Source organism: Kitasatospora aureofaciens (assembly GCF_019192735.1).
GTDB lineage: Bacteria > Actinomycetota > Actinomycetes > Streptomycetales > Streptomycetaceae > Kitasatospora > Kitasatospora aureofaciens_A.
Genome location: NZ_JAHTKP010000077.1, coordinates 22,994 through 33,614 on the forward strand (window position 1 = coordinate 22,994; position 10,621 = coordinate 33,614).

The following is a 10,621-nucleotide window of genomic DNA, read 5'->3' on the forward strand; positions in this document are numbered from 1 at the left end:
GGATGGGCACGGCGCCGGGCATGCGGCCCGGCGCCGGTCCGGCGGGGAGGCCGGGCGCGAGCGGAGAGCGAGCAACGTCCATGAGTAACCCCCCGACCAGCGCGACCGTCGAACCGGGCGCCGCCGAACCGGAGTTCAAGCGCGTCACCACCGCCGTCGTCACCGGGAGCGCCGCCGACGCGCCGTACCACGTGGAGGTCAAGGCCGGCACCCACCCGCTGACCGCCGACGAGCCGGTGCGGCGCGGCGGTTCGGACAGCGGGCCGGAGCCGTTCGCGCTGCTGCTCGCATCGCTCGGCTCGTGCACCGCGATCACCCTGCGGATGTACGCGGAGCGCAAGGAGTGGCCGCTGGAGGCGGTCCGGGTCAGGCTCGGATACGAGACCAACGGCGTGGGCGGGCGGATCTCGCGCCGGGTCGCGCTCACCGGAGCGCTCGACGACGCCCAGCGCGCCCGGCTGCTCGACATCAGCGAGCGCACGCCCGTCACGCTGGCCCTGCGGGCCGGGGTGGCCATCGAGACGACGGAGGACCGCGCATGAGCACCGCACCGGAGGAGTACGACGTCATCGTCCTGGGCGCCGGACCGACCGGCGAGAACGTGGCCGACCGGACCGTCGCGGCCGGGCTTCGCACGGTGATCGTCGAGGCCGAGCTGGTCGGCGGCGAGTGCTCGTACTGGGCCTGTATGCCGAGCAAGGCGCTGCTGCGCCCGGTCGCCGCGCTGGCCGACGCCCGCGCGGTGGCCGGCTCGCGGGAGGCGGTCGGCGGCGGGCAGCTGGACCCGGCCGCGGTGCTGGCCCGGCGGGACTCTTTCACCTCGCACTGGAAGGACGACGGCCAGGTCCAGTGGCTGCGCGACACCGGCATCGAGCTGGTGCGCGGCCACGGCCGGCTGGCCGGCGTCCGGACAGTGACGGTCGAGGCGGAGGACGGCGGCGAGCGGGTGCTCACCGCCCGGCACGCCGTCGCCGTGTGCACCGGCAGCCGACCGGTGCTGCCGGCCGATGTGCCGGGGCTGGCGGACGGCCGGCCGTGGACCAACCGCGAGGCGACCGGTGCGCCGGCCGTCCCCGGTCGGCTGGCGGTCGTCGGCGGCGGGGTGGTCGGCGTGGAGATGGCGACCGCCTGGCGGGCGCTCGGCTCCGAGGTCGTCCTGCTGGTCCGCGGCGACGGCCTGCTGCCGCGGATGGAGCCGTTCGCGGGCGAGCTGGTCGCGGAGGGCCTGCGCAAGGTCGGGGTGGACGTCCGCTTCGGGGTGGAGGTCGCCGCGCTGGAACGGGCGGACGGCTCCGGCCCGGTCGTCCTGACACTGAACGACGGCGAGCGGCTGACCACCGACGAGGTGCTGTACGCGACCGGCCGGGCCCCACGCACCGCCGACATCGGCCTGGAGCAGGTCGGGCTGAAGCCCGGCGGCTGGCTGGAGGTGGACGACAGCTGCACGGTGCTCGGTGTGGACGGCGAATGGCTGTACGCCGCCGGGGACGTCAACCACCGCGCGCTGCTCACCCACCAGGGCAAGTACCAGGGGCGGATCACGGGCGCGGCCATCGCGGCCCGCGCCCAGGGGCGCGCACTGGACACCGCGCGCTGGGGCGCGCACGCCGCGTCGGCGGACCGCGCGGGCGCGCCGCAGGTGGTGTTCACCCAGCCGGAGGTCGCCGCCGTCGGCCTGACCCTCGCGGCGGCCGAGCGGGCCGGGCTGCGGGTCAGGGCCGTCGACCACGACCTCGGCGCCGTCGCCGGGGCCTCCCTCTACGGCGACGACTACCGCGGCCGGGCCCGGGTCGTCTTCGACCTGGAGCGCGAAGTGCTGGTCGGCGCCTGCCTGGTGGGCCCGGCGGTCGCCGAACTGCTGCACTCGGCGACCGTCGCCGTCGTCGGCGAGGTGCCGATCGACCGGCTCTGGCACGCCGTGCCCGCCTACCCCACGATCAGCGAGGTGTGGCTGCGACTGCTGGAGGGCTGCCGGAGGTGAGCCCGGCAACCCTGCCGGGGGTGCGTCCGGCACGGCCCCGGGCGCACCGGCGCGGCGAGATGTGACCTTGGGTGGACGGCGGGACACTGGCAGTCGGGGGACGTCCCGGGGGGCAGTTCTCGCGACCAGGTGGTGTGTGGCATGACCGAGGTGCTGTTGGCCGTAGGAACCGAGAAGGGCCTCTTTCTCGGCCGCAGCCGCGACCGGCTGAACTGGGAGTTCAGCGGGCCGCACTTCCGGATGAACGCGATCTACTCCGTCTCCGTCGACCGCCGCGACGGCCGCACCCGGCTGCTGGTCGGCGCCGACAGCAGCCACTGGGGTCCGTCGGTCTGGCGCTCCGACGACCTCGGCGCCACCTGGTACGAGCCGCCGAAGCCCGCGATCCGCTTCCCGGAGAGCACGGGCGCCTCGCTCACCCGGGTCTGGCAGCTCCAGCCCGCCGGGCCGGAGGCCCCCGGCGTCGTCTACGCGGGCACCGAACCCGCCGCGCTGTTCCGCTCCGAGGACGGCGGCGAGACCTTCACGCTCGTCGAAGCACTGTGGAACCACCCGCAGCGCCCCGAGTGGGGCGCCGGCTACGGCGGCCAGGGCCTGCACACCATCCTCACCGACCCGCGCGACGCGCAGCGGCTGCTGGTCGCCGTCTCCAGCGGCGGCGTCTACCGCAGCAAGGACGGCGGCGACAGCTGGGAGCCGTCCAACACCGGCCTGCGGGCCGAGTTCTTCCCCGAGGAGAGCCAGTACCCCGAGTTCGGCCAGTGCGTCCACAAGATCGCCTCGGACCCGGTCCACCCCGACCGCCTCTACCTGCAGAACCACGGTGGCGTCTACCGCAGCGACGACTGGGGGGCGAGCTGGCGGACCATCGCCGACGGGCTGCCCGCCGAGTTCGGCTTCGCCGTCGCCGCGCACCCGCGCCGCGGCGACACGGCCTACCTGTTCCCGCTCGGCGGCGCCGACGACCGCATCCCGCCCGGCCGCCGCTGCCGGGTCTTCCGCACCACGGACGGCGGCGACAGCTGGCAGCCGCTCGCCAACGGCCTGCCCGGCGAGGACCACTACGGCATCGTGCTGCGCGACGCCCTGCGCACGGACGACGCCGACCCGGCCGGGATCTACTTCGGCAACCGGACCGGCGACGTGTACGGCAGCCACGACGAGGGCGAGAGCTGGTCGCTGCTCGTCTCGCACCTGCCCGACGTGCTGTGCGTCCGGGCGGCGACGCTGAGCTGACGGGCGCCGCACGGGGACGGCCTGCAACTGGCCGACGCCGCACAGGAAATCGCTTGCCCCGGACGGTCGGGGCCGTCGAGCATGGGCGGAGGACGAACGATCTCGACGATGGGGCGGGCGTGGCGGAGAAGGACTGGCAGCGCCGCGATGGTCGCCGGATTGCCCCGGGACTGCGCCCACACCACCAGCCCGTAGGCCGTCAGCGAGAGCACCACGGACTGCCGGGCGCCGCGTTGCGCATGCCCACCAGCACGAACGGCGTCGCCGCCGTCCGCCCCTCGTACCGGGGGCTGCTTGTCAAGCGGGAAGGGGCTGGTCGGAGGTGGTGTGTAGGCTCGCGGGCATGGCGAGGGTGACGCGGGACGATGTGGCGAGGGTGGCGGGGACGTCCACGGCGGTCGTGAGTTATGTGATCAACGACGGGCCGCGGCCGGTGGCGGCGGCCACGCGGGCGCGGGTGCTCGCGGCGGTCGAGGAGCTGGGGTACCGGCCCAACCGGGTCGCGCAGGCGATGGCGCGGCGGCGGACCAACCTGATCGGGATGGTCGTCCCGGACGCTCGCCAGCCGTTCTTCGCCGGGCTCGCCCACATGGTGGAGCAGGCCGCCGCCGAGCGCGGGCGGCTGCTGCTGATCGGCAACTCGGACTACGCGGACGAACGCGAGGCGCACTACATCCGCGCCTTCCTCGGCATGCAGGTGGACGGCCTGATCCTGGTGACCCAGGACCCGGCGGTGCCCGGGGTGGCCGGCTTCGACGTGGGCGGCGACGGGACGCCGGTCGTGCTGCTGCACCACCGCGCGGAGACCGCCGGTGGCGTGGCGGTGGTGGCGGACGACGAGGGCGGCGCCGCCGCGGTCGTCCGGCACCTGCTCGGCCACGGTCACACCGAGGTGCACTGCTTCGGCGGCACCTTCGCGCTCAGCCCGGCCGACCCGGTCTCGGGGCGGACGGCCGGGTGGGCCACCGCGCTGGCCGAGGCGGGGGTGTCGGAGGATGGCCTGCTCGCCCCCGCGCCGTTCGACCGGGTGCGGGCGCACGCCGAGGCACTGAAGCTGCTGGCCCGGCCGGACCGGCCGTCCGCCGTGTTCTGCGCGACGGACGACCAGGCGATCGGCCTGCTGCGGGCCGCCGACGACCTGGGGATCCGGGTGCCGGAGGAGCTGGCGGTGGCCGGCTTCGACGACATCGCGGAGGCGGTGATCGCCGGTCCGGCGCTGACCACGGTGGCCACCGCGCAGGACGACATGGCCCGCGCCGCGGTGGACCTGGTGCTGGGCGGGGCCGCCGAGCGGGTCACCGGGGCGCGGACCTTCCCGGCCCGGCTGGTGCTGCGCCGCTCCTGCGGCTGCCCGAAGCCGTCCTGAGCACCCTTACGGCCTGAGCCCGTACGGCGGCCGAAGCCGACCACCGTACGGGCCCCGGGCGTTGGGTCGTCAGTTCAGCTGGAAGGTCGCCTCGACCGGGTAGTGGTCGCTGGGGGCGTTGGTGTCGAGCCGGCCCGGGGTCCAGCCCGCCTGCGGGTCGAAGTCGATCTTCACAGCGGACATCGAGGTGGGCACCGGGCGGCCGGGGGCGTTCAGGTAGCCGATGTAGTCGAGGTTGTCCCGGTAGTCCTTCGGGAAGGTCTCGACGCCGGCCATGTACTGGCACCAGGCGGAGACCGTGCAGTCCATGGTGTTCAGGGTCTGGCTCGGGTCGGTGGCCGGGGTGCCGAGGACGCCGTCCACCGCGTACTGGGCGTTGCCGTAGTCGCCGCGGCTCTGGCCGTGGAAGTACTCGACGTTGAGGTCGCCGCCGATCAGGACGGGCGCGCTGCTGCCGACGATCCCGTTGACCCAGCTGCGGATCTCGCCGAGCTGGCCGAGCCGGGTGGCCTGGGTGGTGTCGGTGGAGGTGTCCGCCTCGTCGGCCTGGAGGTGGGTGCCGACGACCCAGGCGGTGGTGCCGTTCTTGTTCACCTGGACCAGCGCGGCGCCCTTGTTGGCGTGGTAGTCCCAGGTGCCGTAGGTCGAGTTGCTGAAGATGTGGGCGTACTGGGCGGTGATCGGGTACTTCGAGAGGATCATCGTGCCGCCGTTGATGACGAACCACGAGTTGGAGCAGTTGCCGCTGACGCCGGTCCAGCCGCCGCCGGAACAGGTCTGGCCGACCACCGGGGTGCGGTAGGGGTAGAGGTCGGCGAGGTTGCTGTTGATGTCGGCGGTCGAGCTGTTGTTGAACTGCTCGTCCAGGATGACCACGTCGGCGTTGTGCTGACGGACGATCTGCTCGATGACCGGGGTGCGGCGGGCGGCCTGCTCGTTCTGGGTGCTGTCGACGACGGCGGTGCCGAGGTCGACGTTGAAGGCGAAGACGGAGAGCGTGGTGGGGCTCGCCTGGGGGGCGGCGGACGCCGACGGGGCGGCGATGCCGCCGGCCAGCAGTGCGGCGGCGGCCGTCGAGGTGAGGGCGGTGGCCGTGCGACGCGAGAGCATGGGCGTTCTCCTGGGGGATTCGTCTACCCTGCGGATCCCGGGCCGAGGGTCACGGCCACGGGGCTGGCAGCGGAACATTAGCTACTGCCCGGTACGCGGGGAAGAACTTCAGGCGATCAGATGCGATCGGTCCCGTGGCCATGAGATGTCTGTACATGTCTGCCCTGGTAGGCAGCAAGATGTCTGTACACCCACACACCTGTTGGCTGTACACCTCGACGCGAACCGAGACGCCCCCGGCCGCAGGGCGCGGCCGGGGGCGTCCGGGCGGGACGGTGCTCAGTAGACGTAGTTCCCGATCGGGCACGGGGCCACCGAGCCGGGGCCGGTGACGCCCATGAAGGGCGCGTACACCCACGCCGAGTGCCGCTGCTGGTAGCCGCCGTTGTTCTGGTACTCGTAGCTGATGTTGAACCAGAGGTCCGAGCCGGTGATGTTCTGACCGCGCGAATAGCACTGCGCGAACACGGCCGAGCCGGTGTTCATCCAGACCACGTCGGTGCTGTTCTTGCCGCACCCGGACGACGGGCAGTCGTACTCACCGACGTTGTTCGGCCCGTTCACCCAGAACCACTGCCCGTTGTCCGAGCACTTGGGGAGCCAGCCGGTGGCGCCCTGCCCGTCGACGAACGGGGCGTAGACCCAGCCGGTGTAGGAGTGGTACTGGCCGAGGTTGCCGTAGTACTCGCCGCTGACGTGGTACCAGGTGTCCGCGTAGCCGGGCACCGGATTGCCGTTGCCGTAGTCCCAACAGTTCGCGGAGACCCCGGAGCCGGTGCCGGCGGGGATGTCGGTGTTCGACCACTGCGGGTTCTTCGGTGCGTTGGTGCCCGGATCGACGTAGATTCCGGCGGACGTCGCCTGGTTGAGCCACACCCAGCCACCGCCGGTGGTCGCCGACGCCGTTCCTGCCGGCACCATCAGGCCGGCCACCGCCAGGCCGATGGCCACCACGGCCTGTAACGCCCGGGTGATCACGGTACGCATTCGAGCCTCCCTGATCCAGGCAGGGGAAACCCGGTAGCTCCCCCCGCTGGCAGCGAAGCGTAGACCTGTCGGCACGCCGTCAGGCAGGGCTCGTTCCGGCCATCCACGGCGCTGCGACCGGCCCGTTTTGAGCGATCCAACTGCCAAGTCCAGCAAGGAACTTGGCGAATCGATGGGGAGCATTTGGCCCGGGCGGGCCGCCGCTGCGGGCCGGCTACTCGACGAGTTCGTCCGCCAGCAGGTCCATCAGCAGATTGTCGTGCCAGGTGCCGTCCGGTCCGCGCTCGTACTGGCGCATGGTGCCGACCGGACGGAAGCCGACCTTCGCGTAGCAGCGGATCGCGGCGGCGTTGTCCGCGGCCGGATCGATGATCAGCCGGTGGTAGTGGTGGTCGTGCACCAGGTGCCGGGCGAGGGTGCGGACGGCGTCGGTGCCGAGGCCGACGCCGTGCACGGTCGGGTCGAGGTAGAGGTCCATGCCGGCGTGGCGGTAGTCGTCGTCGTTGTTCGCGTACCACTGGATGGCGCCGACCACCTTGCCGCCCAGTTCGACGGCGAAGGTCTCGGTGTCGGGCGATTCGAGGTCGGTGGCGACCTCGTCGGCCAGGTCGTCGCCGCCGCGCCAGCGGGCGTAGACCTCGGGCGTGCCGCGGATCGCCACGAGGGTCGGGAGGTCGTCGGCGGTGGCGGGCCGGAGAGTCACGAGGGTGCCGTGCAGAATCGTCCCCATATCGGGCATGTTGACACGGAAACGGGCGTCCGGCGAGCGCTTTTACCGCGTTGCCCGTACCCCCTCCGACCAGGGATGATGCTCCGCCGTGACACACCTCATCCTTCTCGTACTGGTCATCGCCGTCTCCGCTGCCGTGACGAAGGCCCGAAAGTCAAAGGCCGGGAACCCGGCACAGCCCCAGGTCGACGCGGCGGCCTACGGGCTGGTCCCCCGCGACCGGCTCGACCCCCGCCGGGCCGGGCCGCCGCCCGCCCCGCACCATCGCAAGGAGTCGCAGGCGATAGCCGACGCGGCCTGGGCCGGCAACTGGAAGCCGGCCGCCGCGTACGTCGAGGCCGCCGGGCAGGACTGGGACGAGCGCTGGTCGCGGCTGTCGCTGCTGGACTCGATCGCCAACGAGGACGACGGCTGGCTGAAGGCCTGGCGCGCGGCCGACCCGGGCAGCTGCGACGCGGCGACCCTGGAGGCCAACCGGATGGTCCACGCGGCCTGGGCGATCCGCGGCAGCAAGTACGCCCACGAGGTGCCCGAGGAGGACATGAACACCTTCCGCGCGATGCTGCCCGCCGCGATCGAGGCGGCGAAGCGGGCCTCCCTGCTGGACCCGGCGAACCCCGCGCCGTGGGTGGTCATGGTGACGACGGCGCGCGGCGCGCAGTACGAGCCGGAGCAGTTCGAGGAACTGTGGCGCGGGCTGGTCGAGCGGGCGCCGTTCCACTACGAGGCCCACTGGCAGGGCATGCAGTACTGGTGCGCCAAGTGGTTCGGCTCCGACCAGCAGATGATGGACTTCGCCGAGCGGGCCATGGACGCGGCGCCGGCCGGCAGCCCGCTGCCGGGGATCTACCTGCACGCGCTGAGCGAGCTCGAGAAGCGCAAGACCCACGCCTCCACCCTGGGCAGCGACGAGGGGAAGAAGCGGCTGCGGCAGGCCGCGGCGGCGCTGGCGCAGGTGCGGCCGGACAACGAACGTCTGACGCCGCTGCGGCACCTGCTCGCGGACTACGCGATGAAGGCCGAGCTGTACGACGTCGCGCTGGAGCAGTTCCGGGCGATCGGGCCGTGGTGCGGCTGTAAGCCGTGGACCGACGCCGACGACCCGGTGGCGGCCTTCGACCTGGCGCGCGGCACCGCCGTCCGGCTGTCGGGCGCGCAGCCGCTGCCGCCGGAGCTGCGGCCGAAGGCGGTCCAGAAGCAGGTCATGTAGGGGCGCGCGCGTCGGTCCGAGCCCGTCCTCGGGCCCATCCTCGGGCCCGGACCGGCGCCCGACAGGCGGATGCGAGCCGCCGACGGTGATCACCCTGGCAGCTGCGATGCGCCGCCAGAGGGGCCGTCAAACGGTACCTGACCTGCGGTTTTCCGGCGGCTAGGGTGGGAGTTGGCACGGCCGGAAACTCCCTCGTTCCCACGGTGGAACACGATCGGAAGGCGCCACTCATGAGCCTCAGCATCCGCAACCAGCTGCCCGGCACCGTCAGCTCCGTCACGACCGGCGAGGTGATGGCCACCGTCAAGGTCCGCCTCGACTCGGGCCAGGAACTCACCGCCGCGGTCACCCTGGACGCCGTCAAGGACCTCGGCCTGGGCGCGGGCAGCGCCGTCCAGGCCCTGGTGAAGTCCACCGAGGTCGCGCTGGCCACCGGCCCGGTCGCCGGGCTGAGCATCCGCAACCAGATCCCCGGCACCGTCACCGAGGTCGCCACCGGCGGCGCGATGGCCGGGGTGAAGGTCGACGTCGCGGGCGGCGCGCTGACCGCCGCGATCACCGCCGACGCGGCGGCCGACCTGGGCCTGGCGGCCGGTTCGCCGGTCGTGGCCCTGATCAAGTCGACCGAGGTCTCGCTCGCGACCGCATGACGGTTCAGGCCGCAGGCTCGCCGAGCGGGCCGAGCCACACGGCGGTGACCCCGCTGACGTAGCGGGCGCCGCAGTGGTCGTCGGGTACGACCAGCTGCGGGCCGGCCGCGTCCAGCGGGGCGTCGTCCATGCTGGTGGCCAGCAGGATCCGCTGGCCGCCGAAGTCCGGGTCGATCTCGGCCCAGGAGACGACGGCCCGATGGCCGTCCACGCCGCTGACCGAGAGCAGGAAGCGCAGCCGCTGCTTGCGGCCGGTGAAGTCGATCCGGGGCCGGGCGGCGCGCAGCACGTCCCACAGCGCCGGGCCCTCGTAGCCGTGCCGCTGCTCGCCCTCGGTGAGGCATTCGAAGCTCACCTCGACGCGGTGCGCGGGGAGGGCGCGCAGCTGGTCGACGGTCAGTTCGGCGGGCCGGTCGAGGTGGCCGTGCAGCCGGACGGTGGGTCTCGACGGGGTCATGGGGCGCTCCCTCCTCCCGGGCCGCACCGCTGCGGCCCGGGAGGGGGTTTACCCGAGGGGGAGCCCGGGCATTCGCAGCTGCGGTGGTGAAAGGAATCTTTCAGCCGCATCTGCGACGTTTTGTGATCTGTTCAGCTCGCACATGCGACAGGCGATGTGGGGCGCGCCCGAGGAGACGGGCTCGGCGCGCCCCGCACCGATTGAAGCAATCGGGCAATCGGGCGGACGACTGGTTCCCAACACCACCGCCAAGGCCCCGCACTGGATGATCCGACAAGAAGAATCACCCCTCCCCTGCTTGCATTTACGATGCTTCTGCGCACCTGAACCTTGCACATGCGAGACATGGTCCCGCGCGGAGCACAAGGGCGAGAGCGAGCGAGAGATGAGCGAGAGATGATCGTCGGCGACCTGCTGCACCTCGACGACCTGGACATCCGGCTGGCCTGGGGCACCCCGGACCTCCTCGACCGCCCGGTCACCGGCGTCAGCTCCACCGACCTCCAGGACCCGGCCCGCTACCTCCAGCCCGGCGAACTCGTGCTCACCGGCCTGGTGTGGTGGCAGCCCGCCGACGCCTCCGGCGCGCTGCGCTTCGCCACCGCGCTGCGCAGCGCGGGCGTGGCCGCCCTGCTGGCCGGCGAGGGCACCCACGGCAGCATCCCGGACCGGCTGGCCGACGCCTGCCGCACCCATGGCATCCCGCTGCTGGCAGTGCCCGCCGGGGTCAGCTTCCGCGCCGTCACCGACCGCGTCTACCTGCGGCTCTGGGGCGATCTGCGGGCCGGCGCGCAGGACACCGCGGCCATCCCGGAGACCGTCCGGCACGACCTGCTCGACCTGATGCACGCGGGCGCCGCGCCCGGCGAGGTGCTGGCGCACGCGGTCGGGCGG

The 10,621-nt window shown here is 72.9% G+C and carries 11 protein-coding genes; 7 read left to right on the forward strand and 4 right to left on the reverse strand.

Features of this window, described 5'->3' with window-relative positions:
• Window positions 1-80: 80 nt before the first annotated feature.
• The 4 genes from KV557_RS37085 to KV557_RS37100 all read left to right on the forward strand — a co-directional run bounded on the left by KV557_RS37085 (window position 81) and on the right by KV557_RS37100 (window position 4,583).
• Window positions 81-542, forward strand: coding sequence for an OsmC family protein (locus KV557_RS37085; protein ID WP_218206011.1), 462 nt, complete (start codon window positions 81-83; stop codon window positions 540-542).
• Window positions 539-1,981 carry a dihydrolipoyl dehydrogenase family protein gene (locus KV557_RS37090; protein ID WP_218206012.1) on the forward strand — a complete coding sequence of 481 codons (1,443 nt, stop codon included), beginning with the start codon at window positions 539-541 and terminating at the stop codon, window positions 1,979-1,981. The genes KV557_RS37085 and KV557_RS37090 overlap by 4 nt, the downstream gene beginning before the upstream one ends.
• A 141-nt stretch (window positions 1,982-2,122) precedes the next feature.
• Window positions 2,123-3,217, forward strand: coding sequence for a WD40/YVTN/BNR-like repeat-containing protein (locus KV557_RS37095; RefSeq protein WP_218206013.1), 1,095 nt, complete (start codon window positions 2,123-2,125; stop codon window positions 3,215-3,217).
• Between the two features lie 343 nt (window positions 3,218-3,560).
• The gene (locus KV557_RS37100) at window positions 3,561-4,583 is read left to right on the forward strand and encodes a LacI family DNA-binding transcriptional regulator (RefSeq protein ID WP_218206014.1); all 1,023 of its coding nucleotides are present in this window, start codon (window positions 3,561-3,563) and stop codon (window positions 4,581-4,583) included.
• 69 nt (window positions 4,584-4,652) lie between these two features.
• On the opposite strand, the gene KV557_RS37105 is transcribed toward KV557_RS37100, so the two are convergent.
• From KV557_RS37105 to KV557_RS37115, 3 genes are all read right to left on the reverse strand, one after another.
• Entirely contained in the window at window positions 4,653-5,693 is a 1,041-nt protein-coding gene (locus KV557_RS37105; RefSeq protein ID WP_218206015.1) for a sphingomyelin phosphodiesterase, read from the reverse strand.
• Between the two features lie 279 nt (window positions 5,694-5,972).
• Window positions 5,973-6,680, reverse strand: a complete 708-nt coding sequence (locus KV557_RS37110; protein ID WP_218206016.1) for a hypothetical protein — start codon at window positions 6,678-6,680, stop codon at window positions 5,973-5,975.
• Between the two features lie 214 nt (window positions 6,681-6,894).
• The gene (locus KV557_RS37115; RefSeq protein ID WP_218206017.1) at window positions 6,895-7,410 is read right to left on the reverse strand and encodes a GNAT family N-acetyltransferase; all 516 of its coding nucleotides are present in this window, start codon (window positions 7,408-7,410) and stop codon (window positions 6,895-6,897) included.
• An 88-nt stretch (window positions 7,411-7,498) separates the two neighbouring features.
• Between KV557_RS37115 and KV557_RS37120 the strand changes: the two genes are divergently transcribed.
• A complete protein-coding gene (locus KV557_RS37120; protein ID WP_218206018.1) occupies window positions 7,499-8,620 on the forward strand; it encodes a DUF4034 domain-containing protein in 1,122 nt (373 codons plus the stop codon).
• A gap of 230 nt (window positions 8,621-8,850) precedes the next feature.
• Entirely contained in the window at window positions 8,851-9,270 is a 420-nt protein-coding gene (locus tag KV557_RS37125; RefSeq protein ID WP_218206019.1) for a TOBE domain-containing protein, read from the forward strand.
• A gap of 4 nt (window positions 9,271-9,274) precedes the next feature.
• On the opposite strand, the gene KV557_RS37130 is transcribed toward KV557_RS37125, so the two are convergent.
• On the reverse strand, window positions 9,275-9,727 hold the full coding sequence (locus tag KV557_RS37130; protein WP_218206020.1) for a molybdopterin-dependent oxidoreductase: 453 nt from the start codon (window positions 9,725-9,727) through the stop codon (window positions 9,275-9,277).
• Between the two features lie 396 nt (window positions 9,728-10,123).
• Between KV557_RS37130 and KV557_RS37135 the strand changes: the two genes are divergently transcribed.
• Window positions 10,124-10,621, forward strand: a 498-nt coding sequence (locus tag KV557_RS37135; protein ID WP_218206021.1) for a PucR family transcriptional regulator ligand-binding domain-containing protein, incomplete at its 3' end; no start/stop codon positions are given.

What these genes read in the sequence shown, in the direction of transcription:
- KV557_RS37085 (WP_218206011.1), top strand. Translation starts at nt 81, where the DNA reads ATGAGTAACCCCCCGACCAGCGCGACCGTCGAACCGGGCGCCGCCGAA.
- KV557_RS37090 (WP_218206012.1), top strand. Translation starts at nt 539, where the DNA reads ATGAGCACCGCACCGGAGGAGTACGACGTCATCGTCCTGGGCGCCGGA.
- KV557_RS37095 (WP_218206013.1), top strand. Translation starts at nt 2,123, where the DNA reads ATGACCGAGGTGCTGTTGGCCGTAGGAACCGAGAAGGGCCTCTTTCTC.
- KV557_RS37100 (WP_218206014.1), top strand. Translation starts at nt 3,561, where the DNA reads ATGGCGAGGGTGACGCGGGACGATGTGGCGAGGGTGGCGGGGACGTCC.
- KV557_RS37105 (WP_218206015.1), bottom strand. Translation starts at nt 5,693, where the DNA reads ATGCTCTCGCGTCGCACGGCCACCGCCCTCACCTCGACGGCCGCCGCC.
- KV557_RS37110 (WP_218206016.1), bottom strand. Translation starts at nt 6,680, where the DNA reads ATGCGTACCGTGATCACCCGGGCGTTACAGGCCGTGGTGGCCATCGGC.
- KV557_RS37115 (WP_218206017.1), bottom strand. Translation starts at nt 7,410, where the DNA reads ATGGGGACGATTCTGCACGGCACCCTCGTGACTCTCCGGCCCGCCACC.
- KV557_RS37125 (WP_218206019.1), top strand. Translation starts at nt 8,851, where the DNA reads ATGAGCCTCAGCATCCGCAACCAGCTGCCCGGCACCGTCAGCTCCGTC.
- KV557_RS37130 (WP_218206020.1), bottom strand. Translation starts at nt 9,727, where the DNA reads ATGACCCCGTCGAGACCCACCGTCCGGCTGCACGGCCACCTCGACCGG.